The 16,390-nt window shown below is 45.3% G+C and carries 14 protein-coding genes; 7 read left to right on the forward strand and 7 right to left on the reverse strand.

The annotated features are described in order from the left end of the window. Positions 1–5: 5 nt before the first annotated feature. Positions 6–899: a DNA-binding transcriptional regulator OxyR gene (gene oxyR / locus OQJ75_RS14425; RefSeq protein WP_248373123.1), complete on the reverse strand. Its 894-nt coding sequence runs from the start codon at positions 897–899 to the stop codon at positions 6–8. Between oxyR and OQJ75_RS14430 the strand changes: the two genes are divergently transcribed. The 3 genes from OQJ75_RS14430 (at position 898) to OQJ75_RS14440 (ending at position 3,606) form a co-directional block, all read left to right on the forward strand. Beyond that, a complete protein-coding gene (locus OQJ75_RS14430; RefSeq protein ID WP_265973892.1) occupies positions 898–1,077 on the forward strand; it encodes a hypothetical protein in 180 nt (59 codons plus the stop codon). The genes oxyR and OQJ75_RS14430 overlap by 2 nt on opposite strands. Before the next feature lie 44 nt (positions 1,078–1,121). Next, a complete protein-coding gene (locus OQJ75_RS14435) occupies positions 1,122–1,850 on the forward strand; it encodes a glutathione peroxidase (RefSeq protein WP_048659171.1) in 729 nt (242 codons plus the stop codon). Positions 1,851–2,139: 289 nt separating this feature from the next. Next, entirely contained in the window at positions 2,140–3,606 is a 1,467-nt protein-coding gene (locus OQJ75_RS14440; protein WP_265973891.1) for a dihydrolipoyl dehydrogenase, read from the forward strand. A gap of 236 nt (positions 3,607–3,842) precedes the next feature. Here the strand turns inward: OQJ75_RS14440 and OQJ75_RS14445 are convergent, their stop codons facing one another. Continuing rightward, positions 3,843–4,190, reverse strand: a complete 348-nt coding sequence (locus tag OQJ75_RS14445; protein WP_102370802.1) for a RidA family protein — start codon at positions 4,188–4,190, stop codon at positions 3,843–3,845. 87 nt (positions 4,191–4,277) lie between these two features. Here OQJ75_RS14445 and OQJ75_RS14450 point away from each other — a divergent pair, with 87 nt between their 5' ends. Next, entirely contained in the window at positions 4,278–4,526 is a 249-nt protein-coding gene (locus tag OQJ75_RS14450; RefSeq protein WP_265973890.1) for a DUF3624 domain-containing protein, read from the forward strand. Between the two features lie 254 nt (positions 4,527–4,780). Here OQJ75_RS14450 and argH read toward each other — a convergent pair whose 3' ends face one another. The 4 genes from argH to argC form a co-directional block, all read right to left on the reverse strand. Continuing rightward, entirely contained in the window at positions 4,781–6,655 is a 1,875-nt protein-coding gene (argH, locus tag OQJ75_RS14455; RefSeq protein ID WP_248397964.1) for an argininosuccinate lyase, read from the reverse strand. Positions 6,656–7,002: 347 nt separating this feature from the next. Next, the gene (locus OQJ75_RS14460; protein ID WP_192889519.1) at positions 7,003–8,214 is read right to left on the reverse strand and encodes an argininosuccinate synthase; all 1,212 of its coding nucleotides are present in this window, start codon (positions 8,212–8,214) and stop codon (positions 7,003–7,005) included. Positions 8,215–8,327: 113 nt separating this feature from the next. Next, positions 8,328–9,116, reverse strand: a complete 789-nt coding sequence (gene argB, locus OQJ75_RS14465) for an acetylglutamate kinase (protein WP_248388976.1) — start codon at positions 9,114–9,116, stop codon at positions 8,328–8,330. A 12-nt stretch (positions 9,117–9,128) separates the two neighbouring features. After that, on the reverse strand, positions 9,129–10,133 hold the full coding sequence (argC, locus tag OQJ75_RS14470) for an N-acetyl-gamma-glutamyl-phosphate reductase (RefSeq protein ID WP_017063685.1): 1,005 nt from the start codon (positions 10,131–10,133) through the stop codon (positions 9,129–9,131). Between the two features lie 153 nt (positions 10,134–10,286). Here argC and argE point away from each other — a divergent pair, with 153 nt between their 5' ends. The 3 genes from argE to OQJ75_RS14485 all read left to right on the forward strand — a co-directional run bounded on the left by argE (position 10,287) and on the right by OQJ75_RS14485 (position 15,188). Further along, entirely contained in the window at positions 10,287–11,423 is a 1,137-nt protein-coding gene (gene argE / locus OQJ75_RS14475; RefSeq protein ID WP_265973889.1) for an acetylornithine deacetylase, read from the forward strand. 239 nt (positions 11,424–11,662) lie between these two features. Beyond that, positions 11,663–14,299 (forward strand): phosphoenolpyruvate carboxylase, encoded by a 2,637-nt coding sequence (gene ppc / locus OQJ75_RS14480; protein ID WP_265973888.1) that lies wholly within the window; start codon positions 11,663–11,665, stop codon positions 14,297–14,299. Positions 14,300–14,648: 349 nt separating this feature from the next. Continuing rightward, on the forward strand, positions 14,649–15,188 hold the full coding sequence (locus OQJ75_RS14485) for a PadR family transcriptional regulator (protein WP_017061141.1): 540 nt from the start codon (positions 14,649–14,651) through the stop codon (positions 15,186–15,188). A gap of 123 nt (positions 15,189–15,311) precedes the next feature. Here OQJ75_RS14485 and metF read toward each other — a convergent pair whose 3' ends face one another. Next, complete coding sequence (gene metF / locus OQJ75_RS14490; RefSeq protein WP_004729683.1) at positions 15,312–16,211, reverse strand: methylenetetrahydrofolate reductase; 900 nt, start codon at positions 16,209–16,211, stop codon at positions 15,312–15,314. Positions 16,212–16,390: the final 179 nt, after the last annotated feature.

A 16,390-nucleotide genomic window follows, 5' to 3' on the forward strand; every position in this document is an offset into this window, starting at 1 on the left:
AAGCGCTAAGCCGTCTTCTCCAATTGAGTGCGAATCGTTTCCGCCAGTTGCTCAAAGCGACCTTTCAATGGAGAGCCCGGACGGTAAGCCACAACAATTCTACGTGAAGGTGTTGGATTCACCGCAGGTACGTAACACACACCATCTTTTTGCTTTTCTTTTGGCACCGATAGCTGAGGTAGCAAAGTAATACCTGCTCCAGCCGCTACCATATTACGCAGCGTTTCTAAGCTGGTCGCTTTAAAACGTTCATCATCTTTTGCACCCGCAGCAAAACAGAAGCCCAAGGCTTGGTCTCGTAAGCAGTGACCATCACCTAGTGCAAGTACAGTTTGTCCATTTAATTGCAGCATATCGACAGTGTCTTGCTGAGCCCACTCGTGGTCACATGGAACGGCAACACTTAACGGCTCGTCATACACATCAATTTCTTTAAACACCGCCGTTTCATCAACCGCAGCCAGTACCAAGCAATCAAGCTTGCCATCTTCAAGTTGGCTCACTAATTGATGGGTCTGGGCTTCATGCAAGTAAAGCTCAAGATCTGGGAAGCTCTCTTTCAGGTGAGGAATGATTTTAGGCAAGATGTAAGGACCAACAGTCGGAATAAAACCAATGTGCATCGGCCCCGTCATCGCTTCACCATGTCCACTCGCCATATCTTTAAAAGTTTTCACTTCGTTGAGGATACGCTTGGCTTGTTCAACAAGTTGTAACCCTGATTCTGTAAATATGACCTTCCTTGGACTACGCTCGGTTAATTGAAGTCCAATTTCATCTTCTAGTTTGCGTATTTGACCGCTTAGTGTCGGCTGACTGACAAAGCACGCTTCTGCCGCTTTTCGGAAGTGTTTATGCTCTGCGAGCGCCACCAAGTATTCAAAGTCACGAATGTTCATGATCAGTCTCTTACCTCAGGTTTTAATAAGAACAAGGGTTCTAATCGAAACATTTAAAAGAAAAATGTTCTTGATAGAATTTACCTATCAAAACCATAACATCAAACGATTAGAGCTATCAAAGAATTTATCTAATAATGGGCTCAACAAAACGAAACAGAGCAACGAAAAACGTTAAGCTCTAATAGAACAAAATTAAAAATACTATTTAAGGAAATCAATATGTTTGCATCTAAAGAAGGTCAATCAATCCCTCAAGTAACATTCCCAACTCGCCAAGGCGATGCATGGGTTAACGTAACGACAGAAGAGCTATTTAAAGACAAGACAGTTATCGTATTCAGCCTACCAGGTGCGTTTACACCAACATGTTCTTCAAGCCACCTTCCTCGTTACAACGAACTACATTCAGTGTTCAAAGAAAACGGTGTTGATGACATCCTTTGTGTTTCTGTAAACGACACGTTCGTAATGAACGCATGGAAAGCAGACCAAGAAGCGGAAAACATCACATTCATCCCAGATGGTAACGGTGATTTCACAGACGGCATGGGTATGCTAGTTGAGAAAAACGACATCGGCTTCGGCAAACGTTCATGGCGCTACAGCATGCTGGTTAAAAACGGCGTGGTAGAAAAAATGTTCATCGAAGAAGACGTACCAGGCGACCCGTTCAAGGTTTCTGATGCAGATACTATGCTTAACTACCTTGCTCCTGAGCATAAAGAGCAAGAGTCAATCACAGTATTCACTAAGCCAGGCTGTCCTTTCTGTATGAAAGCGAAACAGAACCTAATCGACAAAGGTCTAAACTACGAAGAAGTGGTTCTAGGTAAAGATGCAACAACAGTAAGCCTACGTGCAATCTCTGGTCGCACTACTGTTCCTCAAGTCTTCATCGGTGGCAAACACATCGGTGGCAGCGAAGAACTAGAAGCTTTCCTTGGTTAATCACTTAGTTGCTAATAACTGAGTAATACCAGCTAACCCACCCTCTTGTGGGTTAGCTATTCCAAACCACTCTTATCTGAGCTTTGGAAAAAGAATATAGCCTGTGGCTCGCCCACTTTGAACTAACCTATATTTAGTAACAAGAAGCAGTTAGTAACAAAAAGCAGAACCACAAGCTAAACCTAATAAAACAGAATCACAAAACTGACCCATTATCCTGACTCTCAAAAAATCACCAGAGTTGGAGGGGTTCGTTCAAACTAAATTCAGCCATTGCGAGAAAATTATTATGAAACAAGTCAATGTAGATGTAGCAGTTATCGGGGGCGGTACGGCAGGTCTAGGTTCTTACCGCGCTGCAAAAGCACACACTGACAGTGTCGTGATGATTGAAGGCGGCCCTTACGGTACAACCTGTGCTCGTGTTGGTTGTATGCCATCGAAACTGCTTATTGCAGCTGCGGAAAGCGTACACCAAATCGAGAAAGCTCCGGCTTTTGGCGTTCACCCACAAGGTAATATCGTGATTAACGGCCGTGAAGTGATGGACCGAGTGAAGTTTGAGCGTGACCGTTTTGTTGGTTTTGTTTTAGAAGGTGTTGATGAAATCCCAGAGCAAGACAAGATCTCTGGCTATGCAAAATTCTTAGACGACAACACACTGCAAATTGATGACCACACGGTTGTCACCGCTAAACGAATTGTTATCGCAACTGGTTCTCGCCCTGCATACCCTGCCGTTTGGAATGAACTTGGCGATCGCCTAATCATTAACGATGACGTGTTCAGCTGGGATGATTTACCAGAATCGGTTGCCGTATTTGGCCCGGGCGTTATTGGCCTTGAGCTTGGTCAGTCACTACACCGCTTAGGTGTGAAGACCAAACTGTTCGGTTTGGGTGGTCAAGTTGGCCCAGTAACCGACCCAGAGATCATGGCTTACGCAGACAAAGCCTTCAATGAAGAGTTCTACCTAGATGCCGATGTGAAAATTGAAAGCATGAAGCGTATTACCATTGAATCCGGTGAACCACGTGTCGAAATCCAGTTCATCAATAAGCAAGGTGAGCTAGAAACTAACGTCGTTGAATACGTACTGGCAGCAACAGGTCGTCGCCCTAACACTGACAAGCTTGGCTTAGAGAGTACCTCTCTAGAACTTGATGAACGTGGTGTTCCAATCGCAGACCACTACACGCTACAAACATCGCTACCATCAGTATTCATTGCAGGTGATGCAAGCAACCAGCTACCTCTGCTACATGAAGCAGCTGACCAAGCACGCATTGCAGGTGACAACGCAGGTCGCTTCCCTGAGATTCGAGCAGGCCTACGCCGCTCTAAAATCTCAGCGGTATTCTCTGATCCGCAAATCGCGATGGTTGGTGAAACGTACAAAGAGATCACCACTCGCTTAGGAACATGTGGCTGCTTCGCAACCGGTGAAGTGTCTTTCGAGAACCAAGGTCGTTCACGAGTGATGTTACGCAACAAAGGTATCCTACACGTTTACGGCGAACAAGGTACAGGTCGTTTCCTTGGTGCTGAAATGATGGGACCAAATGCGGAACACTTGGCGCACCTATTAGCTTGGGCACATCAGAATAAGATGACGATTTCGGAAATGCTAGACATGCCTTTCTACCACCCAGTGATTGAAGAAGGTGTACGGACAGCACTACGTGACTTGAATGCGAAACTGCACCTAGGTCCAGAGACGGTGAAACACTGTCTAGATTGCGGACCGGGCTGTTAATCTCAGACTATCGTTAGCAGTTAGCAAACACTAGATACTAAAAAGGAAAGCCACTGGCTTTCCTTTTTTTGCAACGAGCAAATAACAGACTCCCGATTACGCTCCTTCGTCACTATCAGAAATGACGATAATTTTCACAATATGGTAGGAACAAAATCCTCTACGTCATTCCAGAACCGAGGGACGAGGTATCTGGAATCTCTTGAAGCCATTGCCTGTCGCTAAATACTTAGCAGTTACTTCTCAGCAGCAATCACAGAGATTTCAACAAGTAGCGCTTCGCGAGCCATATCGCCAGTCACACATGCGCGAGCTGGAGCGTGACCTTCTGGTACCCATGCATCCCAAACTGCGTTCATTTCTTGGAAGTCTTTCATGTCTTTCAAGTAAATCGTTGCTGACAGCATGTGCTCTTTGTCGCTGCCTGCTTGCTCAAGTAGGGCTTCTACTTTATCCAGCATCGTTTGTGTTTGCTCAGTGATGTCTTTGGTTGCATCAGCACACACTTGGCCACATAGGTAGATAGTGCCGTTGTGTTTCACAATACGGCTCATGCGTTGTTTGGTGTCTTGGCGCTCAATCATCGACTTTCTCTCTCTGTGTCACCGTGATCCAATATCTTGTGACGTGTTATTATCAGAGCAACAAGCATAACGCGAATCAAACCCAAGATGACATGCATTCATTGCAATAAAAGTGAAAAAATCCGTAACAAACTCGGTCGCTGCCAACGTTGTATGAACCAACTGATGGTGTTGTCGTTAGTAAGTTGGGGGGCGTGGTGGTTATTTTTCAGAGAAGACCCGAAAACCATCAATGCGATCGCCTTGATGATGGCCGCGTTGGCATTCAGTAGTTTGCTGTCACTGCATTGGATAATGAAGTTTTTGGTGCTGCCTCTAAGGCAAAAGAAGCGTTAGTAAAGAGGCTTTGTCAGATAAACGATAATGGTTAGATGTCCGATTCAATGACCCGATAGTGCCTTGATTTAGCTTCCCATCCTCATTTCCCAAATAGCAGATAGAAAAAAGCCCCAGAACCAATCGATTCTAGGGCTTTCTTAGAAAATTCTAAGAAAAAGCAGTGGTACTTTAATAGACCGGGCTTTTCTTAATTTGTTCCCAAAAAAGATCAGATTTTTGATCTTTTTTTTAGGGACTATAAAATCAATGCCTTATGCAACATTCACCTTAGCGATAATCTGTTCGACCAAGTTCACTTCCAACGCCACTTCATCACACGCATGTTGACGAGGACACTGGTCGCAATCTTTCAGTACCTTCTCAGGTAACAGAGATTTCGATGTTGGTAAGAAGTCATGCTTCATAAAGAACTCAGGCGTACGAGTCAGTACAAACACCTTCTTGATGGCCATTTGGCGTGCTTTCTCAACCAAGTGCTGAACAATCGCGGTTCCCTGCCCTTGACCTTGCCAACCGGCTTCAACACCCAGTGAACGTATTTCCGCTAAGCCAGAGTCATACACATAGAGCGATGCACAACCTGTCACCTCACCATGATGTTCTGCGACCGCAAACGAACCAATATCACGCACCAGTTCATTACGAGAACGAGGTAGGTTTTCACCCATGTTCGCCCAGTAAGCTACCATGCCTTCCAATGCTTCGATGTCAGTCAAACGAGCAGGACGAACCTTAACGATAGAAGTATCACGCTGCGCCAAACGTTTCTCAGCTTGGTCTACTGCGTAAGCCACTTGTTGTGGTGATACACCACCCAGCGCGCTACGTTTTTCAAGACACGATTCAATGGTCAGGATGTCATACACATCCTCTTCAATCACCTCAGAGAACTCTTTCATCTCTGCGATGGTTAATTCTTCCAGTGCACAGCCTTTAGCAATCGCCGCCACTACTGTTACACCCACAATGTGGTGAGCTTCACGGAAAGGAATGCCTTTCGCTACTAGGTAATCAGCCAATTCAGTTGAGTTCGCATAACCTTGCTTCGCGGCTTCAAGTGTACGTTCGCCGTTCACTTTAATGCCGTCAAAACAGAGCGCTGCCATTTCCATACAATCATTCCAAGTATCTAAAGCGTCGAATAGACCTTCTTTATCTTCTTGCATGTCTTTGTTGTACGCCAAAGGCAGAGCTTTTACTGTCATCATCATTGCTGCTAATGAACCGTATACACGGCCCGTTTTGCCACGGATAAGTTCTAGCGCATCAGGGTTTTTCTTTTGTGGCATCAGAGATGAACCTGATGTCACGGTATCTGCTAACTCGATGAAGTTTGATTCACCTGAGTTGTAGAAAATCATATCTTCTGCAAGACGCGAAAGGTGAAGCATAGAAATAGAAGCGATCGACATCAGCTCCATCACATGGTCACGGTCAGAGACTGAATCTAGAGAGTTGCGCGTTGCACGACGGAAACCTAAGTTGTGAGCTAACTCTTCACGGTCCATCGGGTAAGCTGTTCCTGCAAGGGCACCAGAACCCAGCGGACATGTATCTAGACGCTTAATCGCATCATTCAAACGAGAATAATCACGTTCAAGCATTTCAACGTAAGCCAAGCACCAGTGAGCAAAAGTTACCGGCTGAGCACGTTGTAAGTGAGTGTAGCCAGGAAGCACGGTTTCTTGATGCTGAGCAGCAACATTCACCATTTGGCTCTGTAGGCGATCCAATGCCAATAGCAGTTGGTTGCCTTGCTGACGACACCATAGTTTCAGGTCAGTCGCTACTTGGTCGTTACGAGAACGACCAGTGTGAAGTTTTTTGCCCAAATCACCGACTTTGCCGATAAGTTGTTGCTCAACCCAGCTGTGAATATCTTCTGCATCAGAACGTAAGATCTGTTCAGGATCTTCCATCACTTCGAGTTTTAGCTCGTTCAGTGCAAGCTCTAGTCTTTGCTGCTCTTCTTCTGTTAGAACATTGACCGACTGTAGAGCTTTTGACCAGGCAATAGAGCCCACAATGTCTTGCTCAGCCAATCGGTAATCAAAACGAAGAGAATCGTTAAAATCTTTGAACCGCGTGTCTGCTGCTTGGGTAAATCTACCGCCCCATAATGCCATTGTGTATCTCCTAATTGCACAGTGCTCACTGTTTTTGCAAATGATAATTCTGATTAAGATTCAGTATTTTTCTGATGGTTTAAACTTACGGCAATTCAAAATGAAAATAAAGTATTAATTCATTATTTTCACATATTTATTCACCAAAAGATCATTCCATTGATTATTTTCAGCGTGGAGCGCGAATTATATGCCATTCAATGGTAAAAGCTGAAGCTGATTTATTAAGCGAATAGAAAACAAAAAGCCCATTCACTGTTTAGTAGTAAATGGGCTTTGCATAATAATGTCGGTTTACTGGCCTTTAACCTTTCGCTAAAGGCTAGCCCGCTAACTCATTGTTAGGATTACTTTTGGCTATTCAAAGCACGGATACGGCTTGATAGCGAGTAAAGGCGGATGAAGCCTTCAGCGTGGCTTTGGTCGTAAACTTCATCTTCACCAAAAGTAGCAAACTCTTCTGAGTATAGGCTGTTGTCAGAACGCTTCTGAGTCACCGTTGCATGGCCTTTGTAAAGTTTGATAACCACTTCACCATTCACGTCTTGTGCTAGCTCTTCTGTCGCGGCAAGGATTGACTTACATAACGGAGTGAACCAACGACCATCGTATACAAGGTGAGAAGCCTTAACACCTAGTTCTTCACGGAATTCGAATGCCGCTTTATCAAGAACCAGTTGCTCTACTGCACGCAGTGCTTCCATCATGATCGTGCCACCCGGAGTTTCGTAACAACCACGAGACTTCATGCCAACAAGACGGTTTTCTACGATATCGATACGACCAACACCGTGCTTAGCACCCTTCTCGTTTAGGTAAACCAGTGCGTTGTATGGCGTCATTGTTTCGCCATCAACCGCAACCACTTCGCCTTTTTCAACTTTAAGCGTCACAGTTTCAGATTCGTTTGGCGCTTGCTCTGGGTCTACAGTCCAAGCCCAGCAATCTTCATCTGGTGCGTTCCATGTATTTTCTAGAACGCCACCTTCTGTAGAGATGTGCCATGCGTTTGCATCACGCGAGTAAATCTTAGTAAGAGAAGCGGTACAAGGGATGTTACGCTCTGCTAGGTAATCTAGACACTCTTCACGGCTCACTAGATCCCACTCACGCCATGGTGCAATTACGTGTAGGTCTGGTGCTAGTGCTGCGAATGCGCCTTCAAAACGAACTTGGTCATTACCCTTACCGGTACAGCCGTGGCATAGCGCGTCAGCACCGACTTTACGTGCAACTTCAACCTGAGCTTTCGCAATGATTGGACGAGCCATTGAAGTACCTAACAGGTATTTACCTTCGTAGTAAGCGCCTGTTTTCAGCGTGGGGTAGATGTAGTCAGCAACCATCTCTTCTTTAAGGTCAGCGATGTAACACTCAGAAGCACCAGAAGCTTTTGCTTTCTCTTCAATGCCAATCAGCTCTTCATCACCTTGGCCTACATCAGCAACAAATGCGATAACTTCGCAGTCATAGTTCTCTTTCAACCATGGAATGATTACTGATGTGTCTAGACCGCCAGAGTAGGCTACTACAACTTTCTTTACGTTAACTTTGCTCATTTTCTTTCTCCTAGTTTCCATACTGCACATGGCGGTCAGCGTTGGAAATGACTTCATAATTATATGTTTATTTAGTTTGTCTAAATTCTTTAAGTAGTGACTCGTTGTGAGAACTACTGAGGTAAAAACTGTGTTCCTATGCTTTTACCTGAAAACAGTTGTGTTAGCTTTTCTGGGTATCGCCAAGTAGCAACTTCGATTGGTCGTCCGAGGTCGTTAGCGGCTTCTAGCGCGGCTTGAACCTTAACGATCATACCGTCAGTAATGACTTTTCCTGCAATAAGGTCATCGGCTTGTTGTTGATTAAGGCTTGAAATGAGGTGGCCTTTGCCATCCAACACTCCACTTACATCAGAAAGTAGTACCAGCTCAGCATCAAGTGCGCCAGCAACAGCAACAGCCGCTTGGTCTGCATTGACGTTCATCAGTTGGCCTTGCTCAGTTAGACCAATTGAGCTGATGATTGGCAGTGCGCCAGCATTAAGAATCGCTTGCAGGACGGTTGAGTCGCCCGGCTCAGCTTTACCTACTGCACCCAATTCAGGGTTCAGCTCGCTGACTTTACATAAACCACCGTCTGCTAGGCTCAAACCAACGGCATTGATACCGTCTTTAATCGCCTGACCTTGAAGTAACTTGTTGGCTGTACCCGCTAGCGCGCCAGCAATCACAGGGATCTGATCATAAGGAGTAACACGTAGCCCTTCTTTCTTAACGGTTTCGAGGTTTAAATTCTTCATCAAGTCATCAACAAGGTAGCCGCCACCGTGCACAATCACGATTGGTCGTTGTGCCTGTTGTTGGTAAGCAGAAATAGCACCAAATAACTTGCTAAGTGTTTCACCACAAGATAGCGCAGCGCCACCTAACTTTATGATTAATGGTTGATTATTAAGGCTCATATCTAGATTCCTTTACACTAACGCAGTTAATGGTGCAAAACCATAACGTAAATTTAAACACTGCATCGCTTGGCTAGATGCACCCTTTAATAAGTTATCAATCGCTGAAACAACGATGATGTGCTGACCTTGAACCTTCCAACCTAAGTCGCAGAAAGGTGTCTGTTCTACATCTTGAATTCTTGGCAATGTCTCTTCGAGTAATCTCACCGCAGGCTTACCTTGATAAGCTTGCTCAAAGGCATCTTGTATCTGTTGTTCTGTCACGCCTTCAGCCAATTTCATGGTGATGGTCGCTAAAATACCGCGCTTAAAGTTGCCGAGGTGCGGAGTAAAAATTACATCACATCCTAAATGTGCAGCCATTTCAGGTTGATGACGGTGATTGAATACACCATAAGCTTGTAAACTCACTTCACAGAAGCTGTTGACCATAGTCGCCTTACGACCAGCTCCAGTAACACCACTGGTTGCGTTAATCACTGGCCATTGATTCTCATCCAGTAACTTTGCTTCAACTAAAGGCTTAATCGCCAATTGTGATGCCGTTGGATAACAACCCGCGACTGCAACAAGCTGAGCTTCTTTAATTTCTTGTTCGTTCCATTCAGCTAAACCGTAAGCCGCTTTGTCTAGCCATTGTTCGTGTTGATGTTCAAAACCGTAAAACTCTTGATAGAAGTTTTCGCCTTTAACTCTGAATGCACCTGATAGGTCGAACACTTGGCAATCGTTCTCTAGAAAGATTGGCGCCAGGTCGTGACTTACCTCGTGTGCAGTGGCTAAGAAAATCACATCAGACTGCTTTGCCACTTCTTCTGGATTCGTTAATGGCTGTACTGGCATATCAATCAAGCCAGCTAACTTACCGTGCAGTGCCGCAATAGGTTTACCTGCGTCTACACTATTGGCTGAGACATATAAACCTGATAGCGTGAGCTCAGGGTGTCTGTTTATCATTAGAGCCAGTTCTGCTCCGGTGTAGCCGCTTGCGCCAATAATCGTGGTTTTCAACATCTCAACACATCCATTCTTGAGGTAAGTTACATTTCAAATTTGACTATTCATACTTAATTTTTAGCTTTATTTGATTTCTTATGCATTAAATATGATTTAATATGTGTTTTACCGACTTATGGTTTTCCTGTCAATAGTAGAAGTGAAGTTATTATGCAATTACCGAGTTTTCTTGAGGTCTATAAAGGCCTAATTTCCACCGACTCTATTAGTTCTACTGATCCAAGCTGGGATCATGGCAACGAAAAAGTGATCGAAAAAATGGCTCAATGGTTTAAAGACTTGGGCTTTAGCGTTGAGGTGGTAGAGGTCGAACCCGGCAAGCATAATATGGTCGCAAAGATGGGTTCTGGTGAAGGGGGCTTATTGCTTGCAGGACACAGTGATACCGTGCCATTCGATGAAGGACGTTGGAACTTCGACCCTCACGCACTGACAGAACACAATAACCGCTTCTACGGATTGGGCACCGCCGATATGAAAGGCTTTTTCGCTTTCGTTTATGAAGCCGCGAAGAAGATGGATTGGAGCAAGCAAACCAAGCCGCTTTATGTATTAGCAACCTGTGACGAAGAAACCACTATGCTGGGTGCTCGTCATTTCACTGAAAATGCACCGTTTAAACCGGACTACTGCATCATTGGAGAGCCGACTAGCCTAGTGCCGATTCGCGGACACAAAGGTCACGTGGCAAATGTAGTGCGAGTAACCGGTAAATCAGGTCACTCTTCTGATCCTGCATTAGGCGTCAACGCTATCGAGATCATGCATGAAGTGTTGTTTGCATTAATGCAGCTGCGTGACAAGTTAGTCAAAGAGTACCATCACCCGGGGTTTGCAATTCCTAGCCCGACTCTAAACCTTGGCCATATTCATGGTGGCGACAGCGCTAACCGTATCTGTGGCTGTTGTGAACTGCACTATGATGTTCGTCCTTTACCAGGCATCAGCTTAGATGGCTTGGATAACATGCTGCGTAGCTCACTGAAAGAAGTAGAAGCAAAATGGCCGGGCAGAATTGAGATTACACCACTACACGAACCTATCCCGGGTTACGAGTGCCAACACGACCATCCATTTATCGGTGGCATGGAATCCGTTTGCGAAACTGAATCACAAACCGTGAACTATTGTACGGAAGCTCCTTTCCTTCAAGAACTTTGCCCAACCTTAGTTCTGGGTCCGGGCTCAATCGACCAAGCTCACCAACCGGATGAGTTCTTAAGCTTCGATTTTATTGATCCAACAATTGATGTTCTGAGTAAATCTATCCGTAAATATTGTTTCTAAATCCGAACATTCACATAAAAGCCACCCTAAAAAGTGGCTTTTATTCTGCTATCCCTGATATAGCCTCAATCTTGTAATTAAATTTCACTTTTTCTCTAAGTTTTGAAAAATTTACTTCTCCCGCATTTTTAAACCTAATAATTGCAAACTTAGAATGCTTTATTTGACTAGATACAGCAGTTTTCGCTAGATTGTGTACTTAACAAGGAACAATGGATGTAATTTTTTTACGAGGCAGGATGACAATGAACGAGAAATACGCCGCTCTCAAGAGTAACGTAAGCATGCTGGGACGCTTGCTAGGTAACACAATCCAAGATGCACATGGTGACGTTATCTTAGAGAAAGTGGAGACTATCCGTAAACTTTCCAAATCCGCCCGCGCAGGCAACAAAGCTGACCGTGACAGCCTAGTTGAAGAAATCAAAAACCTGCCGAACGAACAACTCACTCCTGTTGCTCGTGCATTTAACCAATTTCTCAACCTCACCAATATGGCAGAGCAGTACCACACCATCTCTCGCCACTGTGAGGAGCATGTTTGCGAACCAGACGTGCTGCAATCTCTATTTTCCAAATTAAACCAGAATGACATCAGCAAGCTAGACGCGGCTCAAGCCGTTCGCGACCTGAACATTGAACTCGTTCTGACTGCACACCCAACAGAAATCACTCGTCGTACCATGATCAACAAGCTGGTTAAGATCAACGAGTGTCTGTCTAAATTAGAATTAAGCGACCTATCACACAAAGAGCGTGTGAAAACCGAACGTCGCCTGGAGCAACTTATCGCTCAAGGTTGGCACTCAGATGTGATTCGTCAGCAACGCCCTACGCCACTTGATGAAGCTAAATGGGGCTTTGCAGTTGTTGAGAACTCGCTTTGGGAGGCTGTGCCAGATTTCCTACGTGAAATGGACGACCGACTAAAAGGCTACCTTGGTGAAGGCCTGCCAATTGATGCGCGCCCGGTACACTTCTCATCTTGGATGGGCGGTGACCGCGATGGTAACCCATTCGTAACGCATACCATCACCAAAGAAGTGCTGCGCCTATCTCGCTGGAAAGCCGCTGACCTGTACCTAGGTGACGTAAACGAGCTGATTACCGAACTGTCGATGACTAAGTGTAATGATGCCGTTCGTGAGCTAGCGGGTGACGAGCACGAAGCTTACCGTGCAATCCTAAAGAGCCTACGTACTCTGCTGAACAACACGCTAGAAGTGCTTGATGCGAAACTGCACGACGCTGAAGTACCGAAGAAAGAAACACTACAGAACATCGACCAACTTTGGACTCCGCTTTACGCGTGTTACCAATCGCTGCACGAATGTGGCATGGGCGTAATCGCAGACGGTTCTCTACTTGATACCCTGCGTCGCCTCAAAGCATTCGGTGTGCACTTGGTTCGTCTCGATGTTCGTCAAGAAAGTACACGTCACTCAGATGTGCTGTCTGAACTGACTCGCTACCTAGGCATTGGTGATTACGACCAGTGGAGCGAGCAAGACAAGGTCGCTTTCTTAACCAATGAATTAAGCTCAAAACGCCCGCTACTACCACGCGACTGGGAGCCATCTGAACAGGTCAAAGAGGTTTTAGACACCTGTAAAGTAGTTGCTGCTCAACCTCGTGAAGCCTTCGGTGCTTACGTGATTTCTATGGCTCGTACTGCATCAGATGTACTGGCTGTTCACTTGCTGCTACAAGAATGTGGTTGCCCGTACCGCATGGACGTATGTCCTCTGTTCGAAACGCTAGACGACTTGAACAACTCAGAAGCGGTAATGAAACAGCTAATGAGCATCGACTTGTACCGTGGCTTTATCCAGAACCACCAAATGGTGATGATTGGATATTCTGACTCAGCGAAAGATGCTGGCGTAATGTCTGCAGGTTGGGCTCAATACGACGCGATGGACAAGCTGGTTAAGGTTTGTGAAGAAGAAGGCATTGAGCTGACTCTATTCCACGGCCGTGGCGGTACGGTTGGTCGTGGTGGTGCACCAGCGCACGCAGCCCTACTTTCTCAGCCACCTAAGAGCTTGAAAGGCGGCTTACGTGTAACAGAACAAGGCGAGATGATCCGCTTTAAGCTTGGCTTACCAGATGTTGCTGTAAACAGCTTCAACCTTTACGCAAGTGCGATTCTAGAAGCGAACCTTCTGCCGCCACCTGAGCCAAAACAAGAGTGGCGCGACCTAATGGAAGTGCTGTCTCAAGTGTCTTGTGAGGCCTACCGTAACGTGGTTCGTGGTGAAGAGAAGTTTGTTCCTTACTTCCGTCAAGCGACACCTGAACTGGAGCTAGGCAAACTACCTCTTGGTTCTCGCCCTGCAAAACGTAACCCGAACGGCGGCGTAGAAAGCCTACGTGCGATTCCATGGATCTTCTCTTGGAGCCAAAACCGTTTAGTTCTTCCTGCATGGTTAGGTGCTGGTGAAGCCATTCAATACTCAGTAGACCAAGGCCATCAAGCGCTACTTGAAGAAATGTGTCGTGAATGGCCATTCTTCTCAACTCGCCTGGGTATGTTGGAAATGGTGTACTCAAAGTGCAACATGGAAATCGCCAAGTACTACGACCAACGTCTTGTTGATGAAGAGCTATTACCTCTGGGTGAGTTACTGCGTGAACAGCTACAAAAAGACATCAAAGCAGTACTGAATGTAGAAAATAACGAGAACTTGATGCAGAGCGACCCTTGGGGGCTTGAGTCAATTCGCCTACGTAACATCTACGTTGAGCCACTAAACATGCTTCAAGCAGAGCTGCTTTACCGTACTCGTAAGTGTGAAACACCACCAGCAGAGCTAGAAGAAGCGCTAATGGTGACGATTGCAGGCATTGCAGCAGGTATGCGAAACACTGGTTAATTAGTGATTCCTACTACAAAAAGAACAAAAGGTCGCCACGTGCGACCTTTTTATTTTGCATAATAACCACTAGTGAGTATTTTGTCAGTTTTTTGGGTTATTTTGTCCATGTATTCTACTTTATGCTTATTATTTAGATATACTACTGCTCCGCTGCGGAAACACTCCAAAAAAATAATCTGCAGCAATTTGACCAATAAACTGGTCAACCTAGGTGATAAACGGCTTTGTAAGGTGACATAACCAACCGATGAGTTGGTGCTACTTAGACATAACCAATATAACGTGCCATTAGAAGCACACTTGTTGTTTAAGTATTTGTTTACTGTTTACCATTTGGATTTCAGACATGTCATTACCACACGTAATTCTAACCGTTTTAAGTACACGCGATGCTACTGGTTACGATATCACAAAAGAATTCTCCGCAAGCATTGGTTACTTCTGGAAAGCTAGCCATCAACAAGTTTACCGCGAGCTAAATAAAATGGCTCAGAACGACCAGGTAACTTGCGTGCTTGAGCCTCAAGAAGGCAAACCTGATCGTAAAGTTTACTCTATCACTGATGCTGGCCGTGGCGCGCTAGGTGAATGGTTTGAACAACCGACTGCACACCCAACCGTTCGTGACGAGTTCTCAGCTAAACTAATGGCTTGTGCTGTACAGCCTTCTGACGCTTACCGTGTACAACTTGCAGAGCTAGTAGAAGAGTCTCGCAAACTGGTTTCTCACTACCGTGAAATCGAAGCGGCTTACTACGCAACGCCATCAACACTAGACAAGCAAGCACGCCTTGAGCGTCTTACTCTTCGTCGTAACCTACTTATCCGTGAAGCATGGATTGTATGGGCTGAAGAAGTACTGCTTGAACTTGGTGCTCTTGCTTAAGTTAAGCTAGAAAAGCAAAAGGCTTGAACTCTTAGAGTCCAAGCCTTTTTTGTATCTATAGGATTTGAAATTTACAGCCAAAGGCTTTTCACAAGCGCTTAGGCTTTACTTCTTAGACTTTGCTTAAAGCGCAGCGACTTGTGGACGAACACCTAGCGTATGACAAAGTGCATAAGTCATTTCTGCACGGTTTAGCGTGTAGAAGTGGAAATCTTTCACACCTTCACGGCTCAGCGTACGAACCATATCAATGGCTTGGCTAGCACCTACTAACTGACGAGTTGTTGGATCATCATCCAAACCTTCAAACTGCTTCGCCATCCAGCCTGGTACTTTTACGTTGTTCATTGCTGCAAAGCGAGACGCTTGCTTGAAGTTAGAAACTGGCAAGATACCCGGTACAATCTCAACATCAACGCCAGCCGCTACACAACGGTCACGGAAACGTAGGTAGCTTTCAACATCGAAGAAGAATTGCGTAATAGCACGGTTTGCGCCCGCATCCACTTTGCGTTTTAGGTTGATAAGGTCAGATTGAGCGCTCTTCGCTTCAGGGTGAACCTCAGGGAATGCAGCAACCGAGATATCAAAATCATGGCGCGATTTAAGCAGTTCAACTAGGTCAGAGGCATACATCTCTGGAGCTCCACCGCCAGCAGGAATATCACCACGCAGCGCCACAATACTTTCAATACCATTAGCCCAGTAATCGTCGGCGATTTGAATCAGCTCCTCGCGGCTAGCATCAATACACGTTAGGTGTGGCGCTGCTACTAGACCTGTTTGGTTTTTGATTTCTTTAATGATTGAGTGGGTACGATCACGTTCACCCGAGTTTGCACCGTAGGTTACTGATACAAATTTTGGCTGAAGTGTTTTAAGACGGTGAACAGAATTCCACAGGGTCTCTTCCATCTTCTCACTGCTTGGTGGAAAAAACTCAAATGACACATTGATGTTGTCAGAAAGCTCAGCGATATTCTGATTTAAAGCGTCGATATGACTAGCGTGTGTGTATCCCATCTTACTCTCCCTGTGGCAAAAGCGACCACTAAAATCTCAAATCCTTAAACGACGTTTAGACGTCTATATGTCTGTAGAATGTATTGAATACGATTTAATGTCAACAGATCCATTATGAATTTTTCTCAAGTAGATCGTGAGTAAAACTCAAGTAGTTAGATGGCTCGCAAAGCAGAAAT

The sequence above is a fragment of the Vibrio sp. 14G-20 genome (assembly GCF_026241515.1).
Lineage (GTDB): Bacteria > Pseudomonadota > Gammaproteobacteria > Enterobacterales > Vibrionaceae > Vibrio.

What these genes read in the sequence shown, in the direction of transcription:
- argE (WP_265973889.1), top strand. Translation starts at nt 10,287, where the DNA reads ATGCAATTACCGAGTTTTCTTGAGGTCTATAAAGGCCTAATTTCCACC.
- argB (WP_248388976.1), bottom strand. Translation starts at nt 9,116, where the DNA reads ATGAGCCTTAATAATCAACCATTAATCATAAAGTTAGGTGGCGCTGCG.
- OQJ75_RS14430 (WP_265973892.1), top strand. Translation starts at nt 898, where the DNA reads ATGATCAGTCTCTTACCTCAGGTTTTAATAAGAACAAGGGTTCTAATC.
- OQJ75_RS14485 (WP_017061141.1), top strand. Translation starts at nt 14,649, where the DNA reads ATGTCATTACCACACGTAATTCTAACCGTTTTAAGTACACGCGATGCT.
- OQJ75_RS14450 (WP_265973890.1), top strand. Translation starts at nt 4,278, where the DNA reads ATGACATGCATTCATTGCAATAAAAGTGAAAAAATCCGTAACAAACTC.
- argH (WP_248397964.1), bottom strand. Translation starts at nt 6,655, where the DNA reads ATGGCATTATGGGGCGGTAGATTTACCCAAGCAGCAGACACGCGGTTC.
- metF (WP_004729683.1), bottom strand. Translation starts at nt 16,211, where the DNA reads ATGGGATACACACACGCTAGTCATATCGACGCTTTAAATCAGAATATC.
- argC (WP_017063685.1), bottom strand. Translation starts at nt 10,133, where the DNA reads ATGTTGAAAACCACGATTATTGGCGCAAGCGGCTACACCGGAGCAGAA.
- OQJ75_RS14460 (WP_192889519.1), bottom strand. Translation starts at nt 8,214, where the DNA reads ATGAGCAAAGTTAACGTAAAGAAAGTTGTAGTAGCCTACTCTGGCGGT.
- ppc (WP_265973888.1), top strand. Translation starts at nt 11,663, where the DNA reads ATGACAATGAACGAGAAATACGCCGCTCTCAAGAGTAACGTAAGCATG.
- OQJ75_RS14445 (WP_102370802.1), bottom strand. Translation starts at nt 4,190, where the DNA reads ATGATTGAGCGCCAAGACACCAAACAACGCATGAGCCGTATTGTGAAA.
- oxyR (WP_248373123.1), bottom strand. Translation starts at nt 899, where the DNA reads ATGAACATTCGTGACTTTGAATACTTGGTGGCGCTCGCAGAGCATAAA.
- OQJ75_RS14435 (WP_048659171.1), top strand. Translation starts at nt 1,122, where the DNA reads ATGTTTGCATCTAAAGAAGGTCAATCAATCCCTCAAGTAACATTCCCA.
- OQJ75_RS14440 (WP_265973891.1), top strand. Translation starts at nt 2,140, where the DNA reads ATGAAACAAGTCAATGTAGATGTAGCAGTTATCGGGGGCGGTACGGCA.